This window comes from Pseudomonas sp. PMCC200344 (assembly GCF_030053095.1).
In the GTDB taxonomy this organism is placed as follows: domain Bacteria; phylum Pseudomonadota; class Gammaproteobacteria; order Pseudomonadales; family Pseudomonadaceae; genus Aquipseudomonas; species Aquipseudomonas svalbardensis.
Genome location: NZ_CP125618.1, coordinates 2585521 through 2612499 on the forward strand (window position 1 = coordinate 2585521; position 26979 = coordinate 2612499).

Annotated in this window: 13 protein-coding genes and 1 pseudogene; 4 read left to right on the top strand and 10 right to left on the bottom strand. The window is 58.8% G+C overall.

The genetic code is table 11. The features are described 5' to 3' along the window. Nucleotides 1-3: 3 nt before the first annotated feature. From QFW87_RS11775 to QFW87_RS11800, 6 genes are all read right to left on the bottom strand, one after another. A complete protein-coding gene (locus QFW87_RS11775; RefSeq protein ID WP_283180491.1) occupies nucleotides 4-1095 on the bottom strand; it encodes an SMP-30/gluconolactonase/LRE family protein in 1092 nt (363 codons plus the stop codon). Beyond that, entirely contained in the window at nucleotides 1092-2237 is a 1146-nt protein-coding gene (locus QFW87_RS11780; RefSeq protein WP_283190568.1) for an SRPBCC family protein, read from the bottom strand. The genes QFW87_RS11775 and QFW87_RS11780 overlap by 4 nt, the downstream gene beginning before the upstream one ends. A 107-nt stretch (nucleotides 2238-2344) precedes the next feature. After that, nucleotides 2345-3208 (bottom strand): LysR family transcriptional regulator, encoded by an 864-nt coding sequence (locus QFW87_RS11785; RefSeq protein WP_149629418.1) that lies wholly within the window; start codon nucleotides 3206-3208, stop codon nucleotides 2345-2347. 239 nt (nucleotides 3209-3447) lie between these two features. Continuing rightward, the gene (locus QFW87_RS11790; RefSeq protein ID WP_283184579.1) at nucleotides 3448-5295 is read right to left on the bottom strand and encodes an amidohydrolase; all 1848 of its coding nucleotides are present in this window, start codon (nucleotides 5293-5295) and stop codon (nucleotides 3448-3450) included. 306 nt (nucleotides 5296-5601) lie between these two features. Further along, nucleotides 5602-5916, bottom strand: a complete 315-nt coding sequence (locus QFW87_RS11795; RefSeq protein WP_008154977.1) for an SCP2 sterol-binding domain-containing protein — start codon at nucleotides 5914-5916, stop codon at nucleotides 5602-5604. A 64-nt stretch (nucleotides 5917-5980) separates the two neighbouring features. Then, on the bottom strand, nucleotides 5981-6691 hold the full coding sequence (locus tag QFW87_RS11800; protein ID WP_283190569.1) for a histidine phosphatase family protein: 711 nt from the start codon (nucleotides 6689-6691) through the stop codon (nucleotides 5981-5983). Between the two features lie 203 nt (nucleotides 6692-6894). Here QFW87_RS11800 and sohB point away from each other — a divergent pair, with 203 nt between their 5' ends. Then, entirely contained in the window at nucleotides 6895-7920 is a 1026-nt protein-coding gene (sohB, locus tag QFW87_RS11805; protein ID WP_283180488.1) for a protease SohB, read from the top strand. A gap of 199 nt (nucleotides 7921-8119) precedes the next feature. Then, a pseudogene (locus tag QFW87_RS11810) lies at nucleotides 8120-11945 on the top strand (DUF6543 domain-containing protein). 53 nt (nucleotides 11946-11998) lie between these two features. On the opposite strand, the gene QFW87_RS11815 reads toward QFW87_RS11810, so the two are convergent. After that, entirely contained in the window at nucleotides 11999-12493 is a 495-nt protein-coding gene (locus tag QFW87_RS11815; RefSeq protein ID WP_283180486.1) for a DUF934 domain-containing protein, read from the bottom strand. Then, a complete protein-coding gene (locus tag QFW87_RS11820; RefSeq protein WP_283190570.1) occupies nucleotides 12477-14135 on the bottom strand; it encodes a nitrite/sulfite reductase in 1659 nt (552 codons plus the stop codon). The genes QFW87_RS11815 and QFW87_RS11820 overlap by 17 nt, the downstream gene beginning before the upstream one ends. 522 nt (nucleotides 14136-14657) lie before the next feature. On the opposite strand from QFW87_RS11820, the gene QFW87_RS11825 reads away from it, so the two are divergent. After that, a complete protein-coding gene (locus tag QFW87_RS11825; protein WP_283190571.1) occupies nucleotides 14658-15731 on the top strand; it encodes an ABC transporter substrate-binding protein in 1074 nt (357 codons plus the stop codon). Here QFW87_RS11825 and QFW87_RS11830 read toward each other — a convergent pair. Beyond that, nucleotides 15728-15946 carry a DUF2970 domain-containing protein gene (locus tag QFW87_RS11830; protein WP_283180484.1) on the bottom strand — a complete coding sequence of 73 codons (219 nt, stop codon included), beginning with the start codon at nucleotides 15944-15946 and terminating at the stop codon, nucleotides 15728-15730. The genes QFW87_RS11825 and QFW87_RS11830 overlap by 4 nt on opposite strands. A gap of 152 nt (nucleotides 15947-16098) precedes the next feature. On the opposite strand from QFW87_RS11830, the gene QFW87_RS11835 reads away from it, so the two are divergent. Then, complete coding sequence (locus tag QFW87_RS11835; protein WP_283190572.1) at nucleotides 16099-23175, top strand: NEL-type E3 ubiquitin ligase domain-containing protein; 7077 nt, start codon at nucleotides 16099-16101, stop codon at nucleotides 23173-23175. A 62-nt stretch (nucleotides 23176-23237) separates the two neighbouring features. Here QFW87_RS11835 and metH read toward each other — a convergent pair whose 3' ends face one another. Continuing rightward, nucleotides 23238-26948, bottom strand: coding sequence for a methionine synthase (gene metH, locus QFW87_RS11840; protein ID WP_283190573.1), 3711 nt, complete (start codon nucleotides 26946-26948; stop codon nucleotides 23238-23240). Nucleotides 26949-26979 lie beyond the last annotated feature (31 nt).

Below are 26979 nucleotides of genomic sequence, written 5' to 3' on the forward strand. Positions count from 1 at the left end.
CGTTTACTGTTGCAATGCCTTGCTCAACGGCAATCGCGCCATGTTTTTCGCCTTCAACGACCCGAAGTACAACCAATCTCCATATTCGCGAACGGTAGTGATCGGCGAGTAGTTGTCGCGGCTACCGTCCTGCAAGTTGGCGATCACTTTACCGTCCAGATCCAGCCCCAGCGCAAAGGCGCGATTCTCCACCGGTTTAGGCAGGACAGTCATGGCTCGCACGATCATCTTGCGCACGAATGGATGCGGCGCGGTGGCATCGAGCAATGCGTTGCGCGGTGCATAGAGCGCCACCCAGAAGCGGTCGCGACCATTGAACGCGAGGTTGTCCGGCAACCCTGGCAAGTTGTCGATGAATAGATCACGGGTGCCCGCTTTCGGCCCGCTCAGCCAGTAACGACTGATGCGATAGGCGCCCGTTTCGTTGACCAATACAAAGGCATCGTCCGGGCCCAGGGTCACGCCGTTGGCGAATTCCAGCTTATCCAACAGGACCGCGGTCTTGCCGGTCTGGAAGTCATAACGCAGCAAGCGGCCATCGCCGCCGTGCTCGATGATCGCTTCGCCGTCACTGCCGTAGCCAAAACGACTGGAGGCATCACTGAAATAGGCGTAGTGCCCGGATTTGTCGATCGCCACGTCGTCGGTGAAACCGAAGGGCACGCCACTGGCCGCAGTGGTCAATGGGATCAATCGGCCTTGGGCATCCAGTGACAGCAAGCCCTTGACCCCGTCGGCAATCACCAGCAGACCGTTGGGATGACGGGCCAGGCCCAAGGGTCTGCCGCCCGTATCGGCCAGTACCTTGGTGACCTTGCCGTCGAGGCTGGTACGGATCAGTCGGCCGTCATGCAAACCCGTGATGAGAACGTCTTCCTCCAGTAGCAACGCTTCCGGCCCGTCGATATCCGTGGCGCCGACGCGCTCCATGCCTTTGAGGCGCTGATTGTCGGCGTAGATTCCGCTGGTGAGGGAGGGTGCCGGCGGCGGTGTCCAGGCCACCGGTTGCACCTTGGTTGGCATCAGCAGCAGAAAGGCGCCGATGGTGACGATTATCAGCAACAACAGATGGCGAAACTTGACGGTTCGACTCATGCGCTGACTCCCGCCGAGGCCAATTGTTTTTGCGCCATCTCGCGCAATGCCAACATCGAAGCTGCCGACTCACGATCGATGCGGCGCTTGAGCAGCAGTCGATTGGCAATGCGCATCGCCAGGCCGCTGAACTGATACTCCAGGGTGCGGACAAAGTGTGTTCCATCGCCCAGGATCTCGCACTCGTAAGTCACCACTAAAGACAACCCGTGATCGTCATGGGCCCAGGCACTCCAGCGGCGTCCTGGCAGGTATTCGTTAACCTCCCAGCGCAAGTGTCCCTCACGCCCGCCCGCCTTGATGTCTTCCTCGAACCGCCCTCCGGCATGCAGCGGACCGCTCTGGCCATCGACCTTGAGGGACGAGGGATGCCACTCCGGCCAACGGGTCACGGTGCTGGCATAGGCGAGCACGTCAATCGGGTCTCCAGCAATGTCGATTTGATGCTGCATGCGGGTCATGGTTGTTCTCGTCGAGTGCAGGTCAGTCGGCTCCGGTTCCCAATAGAGGGTGCCGAACAGGTAGTCCATCAGCGGAAAAACGATATTGAAATTGCGTACCTGCATCAGCTCACGACGGTGATGCAGTTCATGCAGGCGGCGCATCTGGCGGATCCACGGCAACCGTGTGACGGGGTTCTCGGGTGGCAGGTGCTCGCAGGCATGGAACACTTCATAGGTCAGGTAGCCGAGGACCAGACAGCCGCCGAACAACCCGGCAACGTTGGCATCGAACTGCTCAAGCAGCCACCAGACGGGCAGGGTGATGACGACCGTGTGCAGCACGATCAGCCAGGCTGGAAACAGAATCACCCGCCAGTCCCGGGCACTGTCGTAGGTCATGTGGCCGGGGGCGAAAAAGCTGTGATGGTCGCAGGCATGGCGGGCATAGAACATTCGCGCGAAGCTCTTTTTGTGATGCCCCAAGTGCCGATGGACCATGTACACGCCGAAGTTGAAGAACAACAACGTCAACGGCACCGCCAGCCATTCCAGTGGCTGTACCTGGTGCACGGTGCTCCAGAATCCGCCGATGGCCAGCACCCCGAACAGCAGCACAAAAGTGCCGTGCAGCCATGGGTTGTAGAGCGGATGAATATTAGCGCGGTAGCGGGCGCGGAATGCTTCGGTGGTCTGCCTCACTGCAATCACCTGTGGTTATTGTTATCTCCAGCAGATTAGACGATCCCGGCGTTTCAGGCGGGCCGAACCGTGAGGTCACAAATGCCATGATCCGGTGCAAACGGGACTCAGGTCAGCGGGTTCCAGCGTTGCGACCAGTCATCGTCGGATTTGATCACTTCGCGCAGCAGGTCGAAGGCTCGTTGCAACGTCGCGGAGTCGCGGTCGCGGGAGTAAACCAGATAAGTCGGGTAGCTGAATTCCGGGGCTTTGGGCACTTGCTCCAGCACACCGCTTTGCAGATAACTCTGGACCACCCGGGTGCGGAAGTAACCGCTGCCGCCGTTTTCCAGAATGTACTGCAAGCCCAGTGGGCCGAGGTTGAAGCTCAATGCGGCTTTGGCTTTTTCCGGCAGGGCCGCATCGTGCTGACGGCGGAAGTCCGGGCCCCAGTCGATGTACACGTAGGGATCGGGTCTTGCGGCCAGGCGGATGAGGACCAGTTTTTCTTCCAGCACCTGCTCGACTTGCAGGCGTGGCCAATACTCGGGCTGGTAAACCAGCGCCGCATCCAGAACCCCCAGCTCCAGTTGGCGCAGCAGGTTTTCACCGTCACGGATTTCCATGCGCAGGGCGTGGCTGGGGATCTTCTCGCGCAGTGCGCCGGCCCAGCTGAGCATCAGCGGGTTGCACAGACTGACCTCGCCACCGATGTGCAGCACGTCGCGGTAACCCTCGGGCAGCGGCAAGTCCCGCCGCGCCGCTTCCCAGGTTTCGACCAGTTGATTGGCGTAGACCACGAAGGCTTCACCGTTAGGCGTCAGGCGCGCACCGGCGCGGTTGCGCACGAACAACGTACTGCCTAGCTGGCTTTCGAGTTTCTGTACCCGCGCCGTGATCGCGGTCTGGGTAACGTGGAGTTTTTCGGCGGCGGCGGCAAGGCTGCCGTGGCGGACGATTTCCAGAAAGGTGCGGGCGAGATCGATATCCATGGGGCGGCCGGAGGGGAAAGTGCAGGCATTGTAAACAGATACCGCCGGATCAGTTCATGTAGCAGCTGGCGAAGCCTGCGTTCGGCTGCGCAGCAGTCGTGAATCATATGCACGCGGTTTATCTGAGACACCCGCAGCGTATGGTTTAGCGACTGCTGCGCAGCCGAACGCAGCCTTCGGCAGCTGCTACAGGGATCAAGTAGGAGCTGCCGCTGACTGCGATTTTTTAGCGGCTCATTTCAAAACGCAAAACACGAGCAACCCAAGGCCCCCCAGAAACCAGCGAAATCACTGACAGGCGCCGAGGACAGCCGCGCCCGTTCATGGCGATGGGCATGCACCGCGCAAGCTCCGACGCATTGATGAACCTGCGCGGTCAGCGGCGCGAGGGGTTTCCAATGGCCCGGTACTTTGGCAACGGGCGACCATTCAGGCACCACCGGGACGGGCGGCGGCCCGAGTTTTTCAAACTCGACGCTGCCGTAGACAATCTTGCCGTCGACGATGGTCAGTACCGATTCGATCCATTTGACCGCTTCATCCTCGATGTGGAAATAGTCCGCCGACAACGCAATCAAGTCGGCCAGTTGCCCGACCTTGATCTGGCCTTTTTTGCCTTGCTCGGAGGAAAACCAGGCGCTGCCGTGGGTGAAGAGTTCCAGCGCGGTATCGCGGCTCAAGCCTTGCGGGTACAGCGCCAGACCACCGACGGTGCGACCGCTGACCAGCCAGTACAGCGAAGTCCAGGGGTTGTAGCTGGACACGCGCGTGGCATCGGTGCCGGCGCCGACAGGAATGCCTTCGGCCAACATACGAGTGATGGGCGGCGTGGCTTCGGCAGCCTTGGCGCCGTAACGGTCGACGAAGTATTCGCCCTGGAATGCCATGCGGTCCTGGATCGCGATGCCGCCGCCGAGGGCTTTGACCCGTTCGATGTTCTGCGGGGTGATGGTTTCCGCGTGGTCGAAGAACCACGGCAAACCGTCGAACGGAATGTCGCGATTGACCTTCTCGAACACGTCGAGCATGCGGCTGATGGATTCGTTGTACGTGGCGTGCAAACGGAACGGCCAGCGCTGCTCCACCAGATGGCGGACCACCGGTTCCAGTTCCTGCTCCATGGTTTGCGGCAGGTCTGGGCGGGGTTCGAGGAAGGCCTCGAAGTCTGCCGCCGAGAACACCAGCATTTCCCCGGCACCGTTGTGCCGTAGAAAGTCATCGCCCTGACCATAGTGGGAGGTGCTGGTCCAGTTCTTGAAGTCGGTCAGCTCTTCCTTGGGTTTCTGCGTGAACAGGTTGTAAGCAATGCGCACCGTGAGCTGCTGGTCTTTGGCCAGTTGCTGGATGACTTGATAGTCGTCCGGATAATTCTGATAACCGCCGCCGGCGTCGATGGCGCTGGTGACACCCAGGCGATTGAGTTCACGCATGAATTGGCGGGTGGAGTTGACCTGGTATTCCAGCGGCAGTTTCGGCCCTTTGGCCAGGGTCGAGTAGAGAATCATCGCGTTGGGGCGGGCGATCAGCATGCCCGTCGGGTCGCCATTGGCATCACGCTGGATTTCGCCACCCGGCGGGTTCGGCGTGTCGCGGGTATAACCGACCACCTTCAACGCGGCTCGGTTAAGCAGGGCGCGGTCGTAGAGGTGCAGGACGAACACCGGGGTATCCGGCGCGGCCTTGTTCAATTCATCAATCGTCGGCAGGCGTTTTTCGGCGAACTGGAACTCGTTCCAGCCACCGACCACCCGCACCCATTGCGGCGTGGGTGTGCGGTCCGCCTGATCCTTGAGCATGCGCAGCGCGTCGACCAGTGAGGGGACGCCTTCCCAGCGCAGTTCGAGGTTGTAGTTGAGGCCACCACGGATCAGGTGCAGGTGCGAGTCGTTGAGACCGGGAATCACCGTGCGACCGTGCAGGTCGATAATCTGGCTGCCGGGGCCTTGCAGGGCCATGGCCTGGGCATCGCTGCCGACCACCACGAAGCGTCCGTCCTTGATCGCGACGGCGCTGGCTTGAGGTTTTTTGCGATCGACGGTGTGCAGGCGTCCGTTGTACAGGATGAGGTCGGCGGGGGCGTCGGGCATGGTTTTACTCCCTGCGAGTAGCGGGCTGATCCAGGCACCGACGGCGCCTGCCGAAAGGCCTTGCAGTACACGGCGGCGGTTAAAACCGTCGTGGTCGTCAGGTGGGCTCATGGCAATGCTCCACGCAAAGGCTCTTCATAAAAAAAGCGAGGGCAAACAGCCGATGTCTGACGCATGCGGCCAGAAGGAATATAGACGGCAAATCCACAGGTAGCCGTTTCCAATGGCGAAAAACGACGAATCCCGCCACGAGGGGCGGGATTCGTTTGCAGCCAGGCGTGCTCCCGAAGGTCGGGAGCGGCGCGCTTAGGCCGGGAACAGCTCGGACAGTTTCATGGCCAGCATCATGTCGCCTTCAGCGCGCAGTTTGCCGCCCATGAAGGCTTGCATGCCGTCGGTTTCGCCGCTGACGATGCCTTCCAGGGTTTCGCCGTCCATGACCAGAGTCACCTGGGCGTCCGGATTTTCGCCTTCCTGGAGCTCGCAGGTGCTGTCCTTGACGATCAGCGAGAAGTTCTTGGTGTCGTCGATGCGGAAACCGAATACCAGGTCCAGACCGGCAGCAGCGGCTGGGTTGAACTTTGCTTTCATTGCTTGTACGGCATCAGCTACGGAGGTCATGGTTCGATCCTTTCTTGGGTAATTAGAGCTGGGTGAATACAGCCAGGGTCACAATAGTCCGGACTCAGCGAAACGTGATGAGTTCCGGGGTCTTCAACAGTTGCAGGTGCGCGTGACTGTTGAAAGAAGACAGAGCCACCTCGCGACCACGAAACTTCAGCAGGTTGAGCGAGGTGTTGACGATTTGCCAGTTCAGTTCAAACGCCTGCCTGGCAGGCATTTGCGTAATGAGATGGAGCAGGGCCGTGATAGTGCCGCCGGAGGTGAACACGGCGATTTTCTGAGTGTTGTCGGCGCTTTCGAGGATCCGCTGCAGACCGGCTTGCACCCGTTCGACAAACCTCAGCCAGCTTTCCAGGCCCGGTGTGTCATAAGTGCCGGCGAGCCAGCGCTCGATGATCAGGGCGAAGATCCGCTGGAATTCGCTACGGTTTTGCGCGGCGTTACGCAGGATCTCCAGGGCTTGCGGCTCGTCCTGCAACATGGCCGGCAGCAGCGCGCGGATCACCGCGTCGGCGTCGAACTCGTTAAAGGCGGAATCAATTTCCAGGGTCGGCACTGGCTGGCCCACGGCAGAGAACTGTTCCAGCGCGCTGGTGGCTGTATGCTGCTGACGACGAAGGTCGCCCGAAAGGCAGCGATCGAAGCTAATACCCAGCTCGGCGAGGTGCTGACCGAGGACTTCTGCCTGGCGAATACCGGTCGGCGACAGGACGTCATAGTCGTCTGCACCAAAGGAGGCCTGGCCATGTCGAATCAAATAGATACTGCCCACGTCCGCGTCATCCCGGTACGTTGAAGGTTCGGCGAGGTTATGAGGATGACGGTGACCTGTCAATGAAAAAACATACGCTTGTTTGAAATGCCCGTTACAGGGCTGTTGCCAGAGGTTTCACGGCTGGCCGCCGAGCCGGTGCATGGGTATGCTGGAGGTATCCCGCGCGCGTTTTTGCAGCGCATCGTATTAAAGGAGTCCCTGTGGAGTTTTTTGCCGAGTACGCAGTTTTTCTGGCTAAGACCGTGACACTGGTGATCGCCATTCTGGTGGTCCTGGCCAGTTTCGCGGCGTTGCGCAGCAAAGGCCGGCGCAAGTCGGTCGGCCAGTTGCAAGTCAGCAAACTCAATGATTTCTACAAAGGGCTGCGCGAACGCCTGGAGCAAACCTTGCTCGACAAGGACCAGCTCAAGGCCTTGCGCAAGGTCGAAGCTAAAACCGAGAAAAAGCAAAAGAAAAAACCTGAGGCAGCCAAACCTCGGGTGTTCGTGCTGGATTTCGACGGCGACATCAAGGCGTCGGCCACCGAAAGCCTGCGCCATGAAATCACCGCGCTGCTGACCCTCGCCACGCCCAAGGATGAAGTGGTGCTGCGTCTGGAAAGCGGCGGCGGCATGGTTCACAGCTACGGCCTGGCGTCCTCGCAACTGGCGCGGATCCGTGATGCCGGTGTGCCGTTGACCGTGTGCATCGACAAGGTCGCGGCCAGCGGCGGCTACATGATGGCGTGCATCGGCGAGAAGATCATCAGTGCGCCGTTCGCGATTCTCGGCTCGATCGGCGTTGTGGCGCAGTTGCCTAACGTCAACCGTCTGCTGAAAAAACACGACATCGACTTCGAAGTGCTGACCGCCGGCGAGTACAAGCGCACCCTGACGGTGTTTGGCGAAAACACCGAGAAAGGCCGGGAGAAGTTCCAGGAAGACCTGGACATCACTCACCAGTTGTTCAAGAACTTCGTTTCCCGCTATCGCCCGCAACTGGCCATCGACGAAGTGGCTACCGGTGAGATCTGGCTCGGCATCGCGGCGCTGGATAAACAACTGGTGGACGAACTCAAGACCAGCGATGAATACCTCGCCGAACGTGCCAAAAAGTCCGAGCTGTACCACTTGCACTACGCCGAACGTAAAAGTCTGCAGGAACGCATCGGCATGGCGGCCAGCGGCTCGGTCGATCGTGTGTTGCTGAGCTGGTGGAGCCGGCTGACCCAGCAACGCTTCTGGTAGTACTCAAAAAGCATCATCGTTCAAAAAAATGAAACCGTGGATACCTCCCCGGTTTCATTTTTTTTTGCGGGTTTTAAGTCCATGCGTTTTCCTTCCGGTATTTGAGAATTTTCCTGAGGTCATTGTCGATCGCTCCCGCATCCGGTTGATCCGTGGTCAGTTAGGGTGGTGTTCCTGAAATGCTGCAATGGAATGCACCATGATTGACCACCCTCACAGAGACGACAATGCACCGGCCTCTCCCGGCATGCGCGAGGAGCTGAGATCCGCTGTGGATGCCGCTCTGCCGCAGACACCTAGTCAGTTTGGCGAACACCTGATCAAAGAAAAGTGGGGTCATGACATTGATCCGACAACCGCACAGCTGGTGACCCTCGATTACAAGGGACGTCCTGCGCAGAACGGCATCCATCAGGGGCGGGTAGCGAGTTCCATGTCCCTGGTGCAGGTGCTGATTGGCAACTATCAAACCGTGGGCGACGGGCGTTTCGGCGAAACAGTGTTTGGCTTGTACACGCCACCCGATGTCGGGCCGTCCATCGTTGTTACGGAACACGTCGATGATTTGACCGAGCCCGGCAACGACTATTACTACACCTATGAAGGCATTTATCGCCGAACCGTTCCGCAGCGCTACGGACCGCTAACCCAGATCGCCGTGAGGCCTGCTGACTTCAAGAAATGGGTCTGGGAACTGGACCTCCAGGACCGATATCAGGCCTATCTTGTTCAAGCCTGGCCCTCGGACGAAGTGATCATCGCACCCAGACCACACGCACTGAAAACGTCGGCCAAAGCCGCTTTCGTCATGGCCGCTTTGCTGCAGCGGCATGAGAACAGTCTGACCGCAAAGGGATTCGAATTGGCCATGCACGCGGCAGGGCTACCGTCTGATCAGGCATGGGCAACGCTGACAATCGAACAATTGCAGGCGCCGACCAGGGTGCCCGGGATACTCAAGACGGGACGCCTGAAGCTTTATCGCTACACCTCGAAAGATATCTGGGGCTACCGTGGACCTGACGGCAGGATTCTGTTGTACATCCCCGGCAACTCTTCACCCCTGCACGCGTTTGACGATTCCGGGCAATTGCACCAATGGGTTGTCAACCAGGGCCGGCGTGACGATACAAAACGGGCTCTGGCCGCCCACTTTGCCGAGGATGATCGCAAGGACGGCACTTTCCATGCCGGTGTGCTGACGGCGCTGGATGGCATGGCGGTCTATCCGAAGGAACACCGGCTTACCAAAGAGGCGGGGTTCTTCAACAATGACGGCTTTTGGGAGCCTGGGCGATACATCGATTTCGATGACTCGCCATCCGGCACCGATCCGTTTGCCAAGCTGGTCCTGACCATGAAGGAGGCCTCTCGGGCCAGTGTCCAGACCATTCGTGACGATGCGCAGGTCAACCGGGATAACTTGAGTGCAGTCGTTGAACCGGTCGTGCAGTGGATCAATCGATTTGGGCCTTTGGCGTTGTTTGTGCCCGGTGGTGAAGGGTTACTGGTGCTGGCAGGCATCATCGACGCCGGGTATGGCCTGGATCAGACCATCAACGGTGAAAGTCCAAGTGATCGATCGGCGGGCGTGACTCGCACGGTGTTTGGCATTGCTCAATGCGCTGCCGCTGGCAGGCGCAGGAGCGGCCCTCAGGAGTGAAACTGCCGAGGCCCGCGTCATTGCCGAAAGAGTGCGTGAACCTGGCGCAGCGCCGAGGGAGGCGGTTGCCAGGCCGACACCGGATCAGGTTGTTGCCGCGACTTCCGGACCATCGAACCTGGCACTGCCGAGTCGCGTGGAGCTTCTCCGGGGAATCGGCCCGTCGGTGGCGTCTTTCAGCGATGACGTGCTGGCGCAAATCGGCAAGGTCAGTGCCGTCGATGATGACATGCTGCGGTTAATGCAGGCCGGACGCCCGCCGACGCCTTTGCTGGCCGATACCATCAGCCGCTTTAGGATTGATCAGGAATTCGGGCAAGCCAGCATGTTGCAAGGCCAGCGAGCCGAGCTGTTCGAAAGCCGTTACGAAGCGCTTCAGCACTCGGAGTATGAATGGGTCCGGTTGTTTCAGCGGCAATACCCAGGCCTGCCGAAAAGCGCCATCGAGCAAATGCTCGACCGCTATGGCGTGGACATCCAGAGTCCGCCCGACGCGATCCAGGTCCGGCAAGTCTTGAGGCGTCTGGACAGTAAGGCCCGCCAGTATCAACAACATGCACGGCTCAATCGCGCGTATGAGGGGCTGTTCCTTCCCTCGGTGATCAACCCGGAGTCCGACACGCTGGCCCTGCATTCCCTCAAAAATCTCCCCGGATGGCCAAAAAGCCTTCGAATTGAGGTCCACGACAGTTCCCTCGCAGGCCGGGTTCTGGACCGTAGCGGTGCGTTTGACGCCGCCAGTGTTCGACGGTTGATCAAGGTGGGAAACCGTTACCAGAGTCGCGATATGCCAACGGGCTTTTATGAAGCGGTCCTTGAAATCTTGTCCGGGGACGAACGTGAGACGCTGCAACTTTCATCGCTTGATCCGGCCCGCGAGTTGCAGCTGAAAGCCGGCGATCGGGCAATGCCGCGCTTCGAACTCGTGCTCGGTCTGGGCAGGATGGATTTCGGTCTGCCCTTTGAGGCGCAAGGGCTACGCGGCGGCGGCTTCCCCGGTACGCCGCAGGCCGAAGGGTTGACGCACGAGATGATGAGGTTGCAGCTCAAGGAGATCTATCCGGATTTCTCGAACGCTGAAGCCGATGAACTGTTACAGCGTGCTGGTGGCAATGCTCAGGTACACATCGATCAGCTGAAGCAACAGTTTCAGCAGCTCAACATTGACTTGAGTGGCTGGATCGATCAGGTGCAGGAAGACATTGAGGACATGGATGTTCACTTTCTGATCGATACCGACGACGAGGCAGAGGGGCTGAATGATGATCAAATCAACGAGCATAACGCCGAGTTGGTCGAGAGCATCATGGCGTACGAGCGTAAAACCAGGACCGAGCTGGCTGACGAGCTGATCGCCCTCTGGCAAAAGCGGGCATCGCAAGATCAGCGCGTCTATTCAGGCGAGCAGCTTGTGGGGTTCAAGCTCGACATGGCGGGCGAGGACTATCATCGATTGCCGGTCATGAACATCCGGTTCAACGAGGTCGTCGAGTTGTCGATGCCGCACTTCCATGTGACCGAGCGTGAAACCTTGAATGGGTTCCTCGAGTGTTTTCCGAATCTGCAGACCTTGAATCTTGAGTGCGCCGAGCTGACTCAATTCGACGCCGAGGGTAGGGCGCAGACCGTTCTGCCGACGGCCATGTTCAGCCTGACTCATCTCACGTCGTTGAATCTTAGAGCCACGGGCCTGGTGTTCACCCAAGAGACGGCGTCGCAGTTGACCGGGTTGGTCAGGCTTCACACGCTGGACCTGAGTGAAAACCCATTGAGCGTACCCCCCGTGCTGCTCGGGATGAATGACTTGCGTCAGCTGAACCTGAGCGACACCCAGATTACCCGGTGCCCGATCGGCATCAGGGATGAGCCCTACATGATCTCTCTGGATTTGTGTGATAACCGCATTACCCGGGTTCCGCCCGCGGTGATGAATCAGGCCGTCTCGGTGGATCGTGTGCTGCTGTGGGGTAATCCGCTGACGGACGAGGACACGCTGCGCCGACTGATCAGTCATCGTGAGCACACGGGAATCAATTTATGGCTGAGCGCGCCAAGCGCTGACTATGGACAGCCGATTGTGTGGCTACGAGACTGCGACGAACCGCTGCAACAGTCCCGACAAGCCCTTTGGCAGCGGCTGGCAGGCAAACCCTCCGGTACGCGGTTTTTAAGCGCAATCGACAGGCTGAGCCTGACCGCCGACTTTCAGGTCAGTTATCTGTCGCTTCAGGCGCGGGTCTGGCGACTCTTGGAGGAGGCCGATGCTTCAGGCGAAGTATGGAGTCGATTGGGCACGGTGCGTGGTCGACTTGAAAACCCATTGGTGGCTTTCAGGGCGCTGGAACAGCGCGCAGGTCTTTAATTCAGTACAAGGAGGGAGCCTTGAACCCCGCGAAGGGGTTCAAGGTTTGACGATCAGCGGCGACGGAACAGCGGCAGCGGTTCGTCGGTAGCAGCCTGATAGGTCACCGAGAAGTCCTTGAGACCTTCCAGGGCTTCGTACGGGTCTTTATCGGCGCGGATCGCAAAGGCGTCGAAACCGCAGCGGTGCAGGTAGAATAGCTGGTCGCGCAGCACATCGCCAATTGCCCGCAATTCGCCTTTGAAACCATAACGGTCACGCAGCAGGCGCGCATTGGAGTAGTTGCGGCCATCGGTGAAGGCCGGGAAGTTCAAGGCGATGACCTGGAAATCCGCCACGTCTTCACCAATCTCTTCGGCTTCTTCATCGGCATCCAGCCACACGCCCAGGCCGCCATCGCGGGCCTTGAGCATGCGGCTGTGTTCGCGCCACAGCTGCAACGGGACGATCAGGTCGTCGCAGTTGCTGATCTCGTCGATGTTGAAGTCCTTGGGCAGCAAGTGCCAGGTTTCGTCGACGACTTCGTTGTTCTTAATTATTCGCTGCATAGACGCGTTCCTTGAAGAGGTCGATGCCAATACGCTGATAGGTGTCGATGAAACGCTCGTCTTCGGTACGTTGTTCGATGTACACGTCGATCAGCTTTTCAATCACATCAGGCATGGCTTCCTGGGCGAAGGACGGGCCGAGGATTTTGCCCAGGCTCGCATCGCGACTGGCGCTGCCACCCAGGGACACCTGGTAGAACTCTTCGCCTTTTTTGTCCACCCCGAGGATGCCGATGTGGCCGACGTGGTGGTGACCACAGGCGTTCATGCAGCCGGAGATGTTCAGGTCCAGTTCGCCGATATCGAACAGGTAATCCATGTCTTCGAAGCGACGCTGGATCGACTCGGCGATCGGGATCGACTTGGCGTTGGCCAAGGAGCAGAAGTCGCCGCCCGGGCAGCAGATGATGTCGGTCAGCAAGCCGATGTTCGGCGTGGCGAAACCCTGCTCGCGCAACTCGCCCCACATCGCGAACAGTTGGGTCTGCTCAACGTCGGCCAGAATGATGTTCTGCTCGTGGGAGGTGCGCAACTGACCGAAGCTGTAACGCTCGGCCAGGTCGGCAACGGCATCGAGCTGTTTGTCGGTGATGTCGCCCGGTGCAACACCGGTCGGCTTCAGGGACAGGGTCACGGCTACATAACCGGGCTTCTTGTGGGCCAGGGTATTGCGGGTGCGCCAGCGCGCGAAGCCCGGGTGTTCTTTATCGAGTTCGGCCAACGCCAAGGTCTGGTTGTCCAGAGCCTTGTACTCGGGGTCGACGAAGTGTTTGGCGACGCGATGCACTTCGGCATCGGTCAATGTGGTCTGGCCACCGCGAAGGTGCTCCATTTCCGCATCGACTTTTTGCGCGAAGACTTCAGGTGTCAGGGCCTTGACCAGAATCTTGATCCGCGCCTTGTACTTGTTGTCACGACGGCCGTAGCGGTTGTAGACCCGCAGGATGGCGTCGAGGTAGCTCAACAGGTCTTGCCACGGCAGGAATTCATTGATGAACGCGCCCACCACCGGGGTGCGGCCGAGACCGCCACCCACCAGCACACGGAAGCCCAACTCGCCAGCGGCGTTGTGCACCGGCTCAAGGCCGATGTCATGGACTTCGATGGCCGCACGGTCGGAAGTCGAACCGTTGATGGCGATCTTGAACTTGCGCGGCAAGTAAGCGAATTCAGGGTGGAACGTGGTCCATTGGCGGACGATCTCGCACCACGGGCGCGGATCGATCAGCTCGTCGGCAGCGACACCGGCGAACTGGTCGGTGGTGACGTTGCGCAAGCAGTTGCCGCTGGTCTGGATCGCGTGCATCTGAACGGTGGCCAGTTCGGCAAGGATGTCCGGGATGTCTTCCAGCGCCGGCCAGTTGAACTGTACGTTCTGCCGGGTGCTGATGTGGGCGTAGCCTTTGTCATAGTCGCGGGCAATCCTGGCCATCATTCGCGTCTGGCGCGAAGTCAGTTGGCCGTAAGGCACCGCCACCCGCAACATCGGCGCGAAGCGCTGGATATATAGGCCATTTTGCAGGCGCAGGGGGCGGAATTCTTCTTCGCTCAGCTCGCCTGCCAGATAGCGTCGGGTCTGATCACGGAACTGCTTGACGCGGTCCTCGATGATCCGCTGATCGTACTCGTCGTATACGTACATATAAGTCCTGTTCTCAGGCTTGGGCCGGTCGGATCCAGTTGCGTTTTTCGCCTAGAAGTCTCCGATGCTGCCTCGGCAATTCTGCGCGCACGGCCGCGCACTCCCAACGGAGCCGGGGCAAGATACCAGTTTGCAGTTATGCGCAAAAGTGATGTTTGAGTATATGTAAAGAACCAAAACGACTAATGAAGACCAATGAGGTAAAAGCCACATTTGTGGTGCGGGCAATCATCGTCTTAACTGTGCTCGAGTCTTTATGCAATCACCGATAAAACCGACAAGAGGCGATGCAATGAGCAACCCTACCAAAACGTCAAAACCCGATAGCACGGTCGATGCTTGGGCCATTCTGTTCCTGATCATCCTGGTCGTGGGCACAGCGGTATTTTGGGTCAGCCATCAATAACCGACCCCGTCCGGGCCCCATCCCGACGATTGTCGGACAATAACCGGAATAAACGCCGTTTTCCGGGACTTCGCTGGCTATAATGCGCGGCGAATTGCCGGGGGCTCGGACGATCAATGTTGAAGTTTTTCTACTCATTCCTGCTGATGCTTGGCGCGGTTTACTGCCCTGTTGCGCGCGCGGAATCGGTATTGTTCCTGAACCCCGGAAAGACTGACGAAGCCTTCTGGATCAGCTACTCGCAATTCATGTACGCGGCAGCCACGGATCTGGGCATTGATCTGCGAATTCTCTATTCCCGACGCATGCCGGAGCTCACGTTGGCGCAAGCGCGTCAGGCGCTGCAAGGCCCCGATCGTCCGGACTATCTGGTGTTCGCCAACGAACAGTACGTCGCCCCGCAGATCATTCGCCTGGCCCAGGGCAGCGGGGTAAAGCTGTTTATGGTCAACGCGTCCCTGACGGCCAACCAAACGAGCCTGCTGGGTGAGCGCCCTGAGCGCTTGGGCAGCCTGGTGCCCAACGACGAGGAGGGTGGCTACCTGATGCTCAAGGAACTGATTCGCCAGCATCCGCCCGCGGCGCCCGGTCAGGTCATCGAGTTGCTGGCGTTTTCCGGCCTGAAGATCACCCCTTCGGCGCAATTGCGTGAGCAAGGCATGATGCGGGCCTTGGCCGAACACTCGGAAGTGCGCTTGCGACAGCTGGTTTACAGCGGCTGGACCCGGGAACGGGCGTATGAACAGGCCAAACTGCTGTTCCGGCGTTACCCCAAGGTCTCGCTGGTGTGGTCAGCCAATGACGAAATGGCGTTTGGCGCCATGCAGGCGTATTCGGAGGCGGGTGGGATACCCGGCAAGGATGCGTTGTTCAGTGCGGTCAACACCTCGCCGGCGGCGTTGCAGGCGACGGTCGACGGACGCATCAGCGTGCTGTTGGGCGGGCACTTCACATTGGGCGGCTGGGCGCTGGTGGAGTTGCATGATCTTGAGCAGGGCGTGGATCTCACCCATTACGGCGGCCGAGACCGACAAATCCCGTTGCTGCAACTGATCGACAAGGCACAGGCCAAGCGACTGCTGGCCATGGGGGAATCACCGGATTACGGTGTGAACTTCCGCCGTCTTTCAGCCAAGGGCCAGCCGACGTCGTATCGCTATCCGTTCAGCCTGCAAACCTTGATGCGCTAAACCCCGGCCAGATGCACCACCAGTTGCACGATGCCATACAGCGTCAATGCGAACACCGCGGTGAACAAAATCCCCAGCATCACGAAATGACTGGGCTTGCCGTGAGTGAAGTCCCGGGCCCGGTTCTTCCCACTCTGCACCCCGAACGCCGCCGCCATGACGCTGTGCAGTATTTGCCAGAAAGTGGGCGGCTTGTTGTCGGCTGGATCGTCCATAAACCCCTCGTCTCCCGTTTGAGTAAGACAAGCATAGACAACCCACGGAAAGAAAATCGCCCCCGGCGCTACCCGGTATAACTATGTACCGCCCTGGACGACAAACCTGCTGATTGACTGGTGCTTCATTTAACAGCATCAGGTGTTGCCACATGAGTGGAATCCCATCGACCCAGGAAAAGGGCCTTCACAACCATTTCATCAAAAAAAAGCTGCACGATCGGATACGCCACCTGACCCCGGCAAACATCCGGGCTCTGGATCGGGCGAGAACACCGGGAGGCCTGGCCGAAAATGCCATGCCGGACTGGTTTCAGAAGGCCTCCAGTGACCAACGACACACTGTACGGGACGACCAGAAGCGCAGTCGAACCTCCAACGAAACCCTGGCAAAAACACTCGCCGGGCTCAAAGGGGTCACCGAATTCGCACAACCGTTGCTCGAAGCGGCGTTGCAAAAAAAGTTCGGGTTGAAAGTTGATGTTGCGCAGACCTGGCTCTACGAGCCCTTTGCAGGCTCGCTGATCACTCACCAGACACTGCTGCAATTGGCACTGCGCAATTTTGAAGAAGACCAGGCGTTTGATGGGCGTGACGTCATTGCTGAACGAGGTAAACGGGCTGCCTATCTGGAAACTCAAGGAGGACCTTACGGTTGGGACTACCCGGAAAAGGGGCCTTCAACGCGCTACAGGATCAAGAAGCTACCGATAAAGCCCGCCGATTTCGCCTCGCTATGCCGTGAACTGGATATCGGCAAGCAGTATCAGGAACACCTGACGGCGATGTTTGACGCCGCGGACAGGGCGGCCACCGTGCGCACCCAAACGGTCGGCGCGTGGACGGACAGTCTGCGGGTGCATGCCCATATCGCCCACCTCAAATCGCTGATCACGCCATCGGCCTACAGCACATTGCTGGCCGTGCTCAACGGCGACAAATGGCCAACACTGGACGGTGAGCGCGTCACTTGCAGTCAGTTGCATGTGCTGGGGTCGTCTGTCAGTGAGCTGTTTGTCATTGGCGCAAGCCGGCGAAAAGGTAAAAAGGTCAACTTCAGCTGGACCAATCCCGGTGTAAACCTGTTTGACGTACTGGGTTACCAGGACTCGAGGATCATCGTCTGTATTCCGGGTGATCCAGTGGCGCCGGTCATGGAATATGCCTCGCTCAAGTCCTTTGAAAATGACCTGAGTTACAGGCTGCGCGATGTGAACTACCAGCGCTCTTTCCTCAGGCTCATCCGTCACGGTGATGCGGGCAAGTTCCTCGGCAAGATCAAGACTGCTCTGCAAACACTCCAATGGAACCCGGATTTCCCTTACCGTAAACAGACACTCTTAGGGCACCTGGACGGAATCTACGAACACGTTTACCGGGACGAACCGACTCTTGATATCAGTGAAGAATTTTTTGATACGGAGCTGTTCGGCGAGCTGTACACGCGGCACCTGACGCACCTCAAGGAGACTGCCGAGCAACTGGCGGTGCCGACGGCCAAGGTCGATCATGACGCCTGGTATGAACGACTCGCCCGCTATGCCGAGTGGGGGCTGAACATACTCAACGTGGCAGCATTTTTTGTGCCCGGCCTGGGCGAGGTAATGATGGCCGTGATGGCTGTGCAACTGACCACAGACATTTATCACGGGGTTGAAGCCTGGAGCATCGGGGACACGGATCAGGCCTGGAGTTATTTGAAGTCAGTGGCCGTGAACGTGGCATTCATGGCGGCTGTAGGCGCGGTTGCCAGTAAAGCGCCAAAAGTGCTCTCCACACCCATCGTCGATGGCCTGGTGAAGGTCAAATTGCCGTTTGGCAGCGAACAGTTGTGGCGTCCTCGCTTGACGCCTTACCTGAGCGACAGGGTCTTGCCGGCGGGGCTCAGGCCCGACAAGCTTGGGCAGTATGAAGTGGACGGCAAGACCTGTATCAGGCTCGACGGTAACGTCTACGAAAAAATTTTCGACCCCTCGCTGAACAAATGGCGTCTCAAACACCCGACGGACCCGAACGCTTACTCCCCCGTTCTTGAACACAACGGTGAGGGCGCGTGGCACCATCGTTTCGAACGCCCGCTGGGGTGGGATCGTGCCACCTTGTTACGACGTCTTGGCCCGGTCACCGACGGTATTGACGCGGCGACGCTGGAGAAAATCGCCGATATCAGCGGCGTTAACGACGACGCGTTGCGCAAGATCCATACGGATAACCTGCGCTTGCCATCAGCGTTATCCGACACGTTGCGGCAGTTTCAGATCAACCGTCAGCTCAATGAAATGATTGAACAGATTCGTCTCGATCAGCCGGTGCCGGACAGCCGCTACAACGACGTCTTGCCGCAAGTGATCAATATGCCGCGTTGGCCGCAGGGGCGGGTGATCGACGTGTTCGACAATGCAAGCCTGAGCGGTGCTTCGTCCCGCTACGGTGAGGCGTCGACACCCGTGAAGCCGGGCATCAAGATTTTCCGTGAGGATGTGTCTGCCGGGAAATTGCCCGAACGAGTGCTTGCGGCATTGGATAAGGAAGAAATCGTTCGCTTGCTGGGGGGTGAAGGTGCGCGGGTCGAGGCAGAGCGTGAAACGGTTTTTCGACAACAGCTTGGCGACCAGCTTTCGGGCAACAAAACCTCATTGTTCGACAAACTCAGCCAGGATTCCAAGGCAACAACGCGTGAACTTCAGGCGCTGCAACGTACTTTCCCCGGTCTATCGACGGACGCGGCGCAAGAAGTCCTGGCCAACGCCACAGCCAAGGAACGGCTGCACATCAAACAAGCCGGCCGACTCCCCACCAGTCTGTTGCTCAAGGGACGTGCGCGCGCCCGGGTGACTCGGCTGAACAAGGCCCTGGCCGGATTGCAGCTGGAGAGCATGGCGTCATCCGACAGCCAGCGCCTGGCACTGCACAGCCTGGAAAAACTCCCCGGCTGGTCGAAAAACCTGCGCCTGGAAGTTCGTCAGGGCGATTGCGGTGGAAAACTGCTCGACAGCATCGGTAGCGAGACGGCCGAGCAAGTCAAATACCTGGTCAAGGACGGCTATCAACATCATCAAACCAACCAGTTCCAGGCCTTCGACCAGCAAAAAAACTCATTGAACAGCGTGCCGAAAGAAGGCGACAACTTTTTCTCTTCGGTCATGCATGCGTTGCCGGGCGACGTCCGCACTCAGTTGGGCATGCCCAATGTGACGCAGGGTGCCAAGTTACAAAAGACATTGGCCACCTACGCCATGGGCCACCGTGATCAGATGATGGAAACCCTCGTGCCCAACGCCGCCACGCCACGATTCCGTTCGCCGGTGCGACTGGCCGACGGCAGGGTCGGCTACCCATTGAGCGGGCGAGGTGCCGGAGCAACGGTGAATCCCTCATTGGTCTCCAGGTTGCGGGATGTCTATCCGATCTTCTCCGATGAGTTGGCGGAATTGATGGTCATCAAGCTTGCGCTTGATGGCATGACCGAAACGCAGATCGCCAATTTTCTGAACATGCGGGGCCGGGAATACGAGGCACTGACGGCGCAGCTCGAACAATGGATAACCAGCGGCGGCCAGAATACTGTGCGCCATCAAGTCGCACGAAACATTCAATACGTCTGGCAGCAGAGGGGTATTTACGATGGCGATGCCAGTGTTTCTCTGGACGTGGGCGCTGCAGACAGCCTGCCGGAACTGGCCGCCAACTTTCCTCACGTAAGTCGTCTGAACATGAGCGTTGGTGGAGTATTGAGTCAGACACCGGAAACCTTTGTGCGTCAGTTCCCCAACGCCCGGTGGCTAACGTTGGGGATCCACGATGGCGTCGATAGGGTTCAACTGGCCGAGAGGCTAAAGGCACTGCCGAGTATTTGTGAACTGCGGATGGCAGGGCCGCTGGGTCCGGAATTCACTGAAGCTGCCCAATCGGTGATAGACGCCATGCCACAACTGCAACGATTGGACGTGATCGGCATGGCGGACGAGCTGGATGTCAGTCGCCTGACTCAACTGCATTCGTTGAGTGTGTACGGAACGACAGAGGCCTGGCCGAAGGGCGCTCTGCAATTGCCGCAGCTCAGGTCGCTGGATCTCACTCACTCAAGCGTCAAGACACTTCCCCCTGAATGGCTATCCGGGCATGAATCACTGTGGCCTGGCATGAAACTCAACTGGGCCAGGCTGAGCACTGAGGACTTCGTGAAGGCATACGAGTATGTGCACGACAATCCTGCGCATTTGCTGGATAGCGAGCAAATGCTGGATCGTTATTGCCAAGGCACGCTACACAACGCCCTGGAGACAAGCGCCGAGCTTTCGAAGATTGCCCTTGGGCGAATGAAGGCTGAGGGGTTGGCAGGGCGGGCGTTGCTGGCACGGATCAATGCACTGCGCCAGGATGGACAGGCATTGCGACAGCAACTGGAGGCGTGGCAGCAGCGAACAGCAAGCGCCAATGGCCGGCAAGTCAACATTCGGGAACGAGAATCCGTTGCCCGGCGAATCCGTGAGTGCTGGCGTGATGGTCTGCGTAAACGCTATGGCGGTACGGAGGAGGCACAGTCTTCGCAACCTCAGGCCGGACCTTCAACGGTGCGGCCATGGCCTGTCATGCCGCGACAAATCATTTCATCGAATCTTGATTTGTCCGGCTGGGCGCTGGGCGATCTGCCTGAACTGCCAGCGCTGTCAGCAACGAATTTTGCCCATGTGCAAACCCTGCAAATGTCGGGTGTGGTGGCCTCATCCGAGGATTTCAGTCGTTTTTTGAGCAGCTTCACCGACATTCGCGGGTTGGATCTGAGTGGCAATCAACTGCTGGATCTTCCGTCGGCATTGGACAACCTCGGAAAACTCAGTGATCTGGAGCTGAGCCGAAATCACCTGACAATTACCCCGAGTATGCAGCGACGCTTGAACCGGTTGTCTGCCCTTGAAAGCCTGGACTTGCGCTATAACCGGCTCGATTCGCTGGATGTCAGCGCCATGACCCGCTTGAAGACCCTGCGTGTGGGTCATACCGCTATTAAAGACTGGCCAAAAGGTACGTTGGGCTTGTCCGGCCTCGGCAGGCTCGAGTTGAACAACAGCGCGATCACGGCGATTCCCGAGGCTGCCCTGACCGGCCATGATGCTCTAAGGATCGATATGACTGGCTGTCGGTTGACGGCAAAGGCCCGCACCGATTTGCTGGCGAGTACTTCTTCCGAAACACCCATGGGTATCTCCAGAGCCAGCTTGCAGACGGGCATTACCATGGGTGAACCAGAGTACTTTCCGGTTCTGGTCGCGCAAAATCCGGACTTGTTATTGCCGCTGCCCGTTGCACCTGGCAACGACCTGACACGCTTGACCCCGCAAGCCCGCTTGCGAAGGCTTGACCCGGATCTGCCAGGCGCCGAGGCGATACAGATGATTGATGAACTGACGTTACGCCATGGCGGCGCTGGCCCCCTGTATGAGCAATTGGCCAAATGGGACAGACAACATCAGGCATTGACGAAGACCCTGAACACATGGATCGAAACCCCACCACAGCAGATGGGTGAATCCTCTCCTCCTGTGTGGATTGCAGCCACCGAGCGTCGTCAGGCGGCTGACCGGATAATGGCGTGCTGGAGGCAGAACCTCCGCGGGGCGCAGGCCGTGGAGAGCGCATCGGGAGGTTATATCCTTGATCTGTCCGATAACCCCTTGGGCAATCTCCCGGCTCTACCCGCCGACTTCGCTCATGTCGGTGCGTTGAACCTGAACAACGTGTATCTGAGAGAAGAGGGGCTGAGCGATTTCCTTGGTGCGTTTACTCATGTTCATACCCTGGCGCTGAATGCCAACGCAATGTATGCCTTGCCAGAGTCCGTGATCTCATTGAACAGCCTCAAGCGACTTTCGGCAGTCAATAACCGTTTTTCCAATGCGCCTCAGCTCCAGCGTCAGCTTGCAGGATTGAGCAACCTGGAGTCATTGAACCTGGCGGAAAACTGGCTTGAGTCGCTGGATGTCAGCCCTCTTACCCGTTTGCAGGCCCTCGATCTGAGTGGCAATCGCCTGGTCATCTGGCCGCAGGGAGCGCTTCAGCTCCCCTCGCTCAGCGCACTGGATTTGCGCGACAACATGATCGAGTCCATTCCGCCGTTCCTGATGGCCGACGAGCACAGGGTATTGCGTGCGGGCACGGATCTGGCCAGCAACGATCTGGATGGCGCGAGCCTGCTAATGCTGCGTAATCAGGTGCGGGAGGGCGAGCAGATAGTGGGATGGACGCCGTCAACGATTGACGAGGCGTTGGAGCGGTTTGATAGCAGTAGCGACAGCGGCAGATTTAACGACAGCGATAGCGATGACTTGATCGCAAGTGACGTAGAAGTGGATATGGATGAGGTGACAGGTACCGACGCCCGTGAGCGATGGATCGCTCCGTCAGCAGCTGACTCAGAGGAATTGATACGGATATGGAATGACTTCGAGCAAGCGCAAAACAATCAGTTCTTCTTCAATCTGCTGACCAAAATGGAAGGTACGACAGACTTCCTGACGGGACGCTCTGATCTTGTGCGGCGGGTCCATACCGTACTGAGGGTGGCCGATAGCGACGCAGGTCTGAGGGATACGATATTCGAAATGGCGAGGTCTGGCGCAACCTGCGTTGATGGTCAAATCCTGTTGTTCAGCGACATAGAAGTTAAGGCTTTCGAATTTGAGACCACGAAGTCAATTTCTCCGGGCCAACAAGGTAACGTCTTGTTCAGACTTGGCAGGAGCCTGTTTCGCCTTGGGAAAGTCGAGGAAATCGCTAACCGCGACATTGTCCAGCGACAGGCAAAGCGCCGTTCAACTGATCCGGCGGAGGTGCGGTTAGCCTATCGGATCGGCCTTGCCGAGCGACTTGAGTTGCCAGGGCAACCAAGAGGCATGCGCTACAGCGGCAACGTTACGCCTGCCATGCTGGATGCGGCCCATGCTGAAGTGATCGCGGCAGAACAATCATCGGCATTTATTGATGATTTGGTCGGCCGCAAGTACTGGAGCGACTATTTGAAGGGCAAATCCCCTGAACGGTTCGCACAGGTGCGAGAGGGTTTTGCAGGCAGAGAGCATGATGTAGACGAGGCGTATCCAAATTACGGCGAAGGAGTGGAGGAGCAGTACAAAACCGCCATGCAGGCGATAGAGGCAGACCTTCTCTTCGAGCAAGGAAAGTTGGTGCGCGAATTGTCTGAAAAAGAACGGACGCTGGTGGGGCTGTAACGTTTACCTGCAGCTTTCACAAGAACCCCGGGAGTCGCACCAGTCGACTCCCGGGACCATCATCAGTTGTCGTAACCCAGGTTCGGCGCCAGCCACCGCTCGGTCACGCTCAACTCCTGACCCTTGCGCGACGTGTAGCTCTGCACCTGATCCTTGTCGATCTTGCCCACGGCAAAATACTGCGCTTGCGGGTGAGCGAAGTACCAACCACTGACCGCTGCCGCCGGGAACATGGCGTAGTGCTCGGTGAGGAACACGCCGCTGCGGCCGGCTTTCATTTCCGAGGCCTCAGGGTCCAGCAATTTGAACAGCGTGGATTTCTCGGTGTGATCCGGACAGGCCGGGTAGCCCGGGGCAGGGCGTATACCGGTGTATTGCTCTTTGATCAGCGCCTCGTTGTCGAGCGTCTCGTCCTTGGCGTAACCCCAGTAGTCTTTACGGACCTGCTGGTGCAGCCACTCGGCGCAAGCCTCGGCCAGGCGGTCGGCCAGTGCCTTGACCATGATCGAGTTGTAATCGTCGCCGGCATCCTGATAGGCCTTGGCCACTTCTTCGGCACCGATCCCGGCGGTGGTGATGAAACCACCCACATAGTCGGTTACCTCGCTGTCCTTCGGTGCAACGAAGTCAGCCAGGGAGAAGTTCGGTTTGCCGTCGGTCTTGATGATCTGCTGACGCAAGTGATGCAGCTTGGCAATCGGCTTGCCGTCATCGCCATAGACTTCAATGTCATCCTCACGCACCTGGTTGGCCGGCCAGAAGCCGAACACCGCACGGGCGCTGATGAGTTTCTCGTCAATCAGCTTGGCGAGCATTTCCTGGGCATCGGCGAACAGCGCAGTGGCGGCTTCACCGACCACTTCATCCGTGAGGATGCGCGGGAATTTGCCGGCCAGGTCCCAGGAGATAAAGAACGGTGTCCAGTCGATGTATTCGGCCAGGACTTTCAAGTCGATGTTGTCCAGCACCTTGGCACCGGTAAACGTCGGTTTGACCGGCTCGTAAGTGGTCCAGTCAAACTGCGGCTTTTTGGCAATGGCCGCCGGATAGCTCAGGCGTTCGGTACGGGCGCTGCGGTTGGCGGTGCGCTCGCGGACTTCGATGTATTCCAGGCGAGTCTTCTCGATGAACGCCGGCTTCAATTCCTTGGACAGCAACTGCGTCGCCACGCCCACGGCTCGGGAGGCGTCGGTGACGTAGATCACAGCGTCGTTGCTGTATTTCGGCTCGATCTTCACCGCCGTGTGCGCTTTCGAGGTGGTCGCGCCACCGATCATCAGCGGCAGATGGAAGTCCTGACGCTGCATTTCGCGGGCCACGTGGACCATTTCATCCAGGGAAGGGGTGATCAGGCCGGACAGGCCGATGATGTCGCACTTCTGCTCCTTGGCCACCTGCAGGATTTTCTCCGCCGGCACCATCACGCCGAGGTCGACGATGTCGTAGCCGTTACAACCCAGCACTACGCCAACGATGTTCTTGCCGATGTCGTGCACGTCGCCTTTTACCGTGGCCATGAGGATTTTGCCCTTGGCTTCCGGTTTATCGCCTTTTTCCAGTTCGATGAACGGGATCAAGTGGGCCACGGCCTGCTTCATCACGCGGGCGGATTTCACCACCTGCGGCAGGAACATTTTGCCGGCGCCGAACAGGTCGCCGACGATGTTCATGCCGGACATCAGCGGGCCTTCGATCACTTCGATCGGGCGAGCGAAGGACTGACGGGATTCTTCGGTGTCTTCAACGATATGCGTGGTGATGCCTTTGACCAGTGCATGCTCCAGACGCTTGTTGACGGGCCAGCCGCGCCATTCTTCGGTCTCGGCTTCCTTGACGCTGCCGTCACCCTTGTACTTGTCGGCAATGGCGAGGAGGGCGTCGGTGCCTTCCGGGGTGCGGTTGAGCACCACGTCTTCCACGGCGTCACGCAGCTCGGCCGGGATCTGGTCGTAGATCTCCAGCTGGCCGGCGTTGACGATACCCATGGTCAGGCCGTTGCGGATCGCATACAGCAGGAACACCGAGTGAATCGCCTCGCGCACCGGGTTGTTGCCACGGAACGAGAACGACACGTTGGACACGCCGCCCGAGGTCAGCGCGTACGGCAGTTCGTCACGGATGTAGGCACAGGCGTTGATGAAGTCCACAGCGTAGTTGTTGTGTTCTTCGATGCCGGTGGCGATGGCGAAGATGTTCGGGTCGAAGATGATGTCTTCCGGCGGGAAGCCGACTTCGTTGACCAGAATGTCGTAGGAGCGCTTGCAGATCTCTTTTTTGCGCGCTTCGGTGTCGGCCTGTCCTGCTTCGTCGAAGGCCATCACCACCACGGCGGCGCCATAGCGCTTGCACAGTTTGGCGTGGTGAATGAACTGCTCGACGCCTTCCTTCATGCTGATCGAGTTGACGATGCCCTTGCCCTGAATGCATTTGAGGCCGGCTTCGATCACTTCCCATTTGGAGGAATCGATCATGATCGGCACGCGGGAGATGTCCGGCTCACCGGCAATCAGATTGAGGAAGGTCACCATGGCCTTCTTCGAATCGAGCATCCCTTCGTCCATGTTGATGTCGATCACCTGGGCACCGGCTTCGACCTGCTGCAGGGCGACTTCCAGGGCTTCGGTGTAGTTATCTTCACGGATCAGCCGCGCAAACTTGGCCGAACCGGTGATGTTAGTGCGCTCGCCGACGTTGATGAACAACGAGTTGCGATCGATGGTGAACGGCTCCAGACCCGAGAGGCGGCAGGCCTTGGGAATCTCCGGAATCTCGCGCGGCGCATAACCGGCCACGGCGTTGGCGATGGCTTCGATGTGGCCCGGCGTGGTGCCGCAGCAACCGCCGACGATGTTGAGGAAGCCGCTTTGGGCGAACTCTTCAATGACCTTGGCGGTTTCCGACGGCAGTTCGTCGTACTCGCCGAATTCGTTCGGCAGGCCGGCGTTCGGGTGCGCCGACACGTGGGTGCTCGCCTTGTTCGACAGCTCTTCCAGGTACGGGCGCAACTCGCTGGCGCCGAGGGCGCAGTTCAGGCCGACCGAGATCGGCTTGGCGTGGGCCACGGAGTTCCAGAAGGCTTCGGTGGTCTGGCCGGAGAGCGTACGGCCGGAGGCATCGGTAATGGTGCCGGAGATCATGATCGGCAACTCGACGCCGAGTTCTTCGTACACACCTTGCACGGCGAAAATCGCCGCTTTGGCGTTCAGGGTGTCGAAAATGGTTTCGATCAGGATCAGGTCGGCGCCGCCTTCGATCAGGCCTTTGGTGGCCTCGGTGTAGTTTTCCACCAGTTCATCGAAGGTCACGTTGCGGTAACCGGGGTTGTTCACATCAGGCGACAGCGAGCAGGTGCGGCTTGTAGGACCGAGCACGCCCGCGACGAAGCGCGGCTTGTTCGGTGTTTCCAGGGTCTTGGCGTCTGCAACCTTGCGCGCCAGGCGTGCGCCTTCTACGTTTAGCTCGTACGCCAGGCTTTGCATGCCGTAGTCAGCCTGGGACACCTGGGTGGCATTGAAGGTGTTGGTTTCCAGAATGTCGGCGCCGGCATCCAGGTAGGCTTTCTCGATGGCGCCAATCACGTCCGGGCGCGTCAGGATCAACAGGTCGTTGTTGCCCTTGACGTCACTTGGCCAGTCGGCGAAGCGTTTGCCGCGGTAATCCTGCTCTTCAAGCTTGTAGCTCTGGATCATCGTGCCCATGCCGCCATCGAGAATCAGGATGCGCTCTTTGAGGGCGTGCTTGAGAGCTTGAAGGCGAACACTGCGATCGGACATTTGGACTACTCGGAAAGACCATGACGAAGGG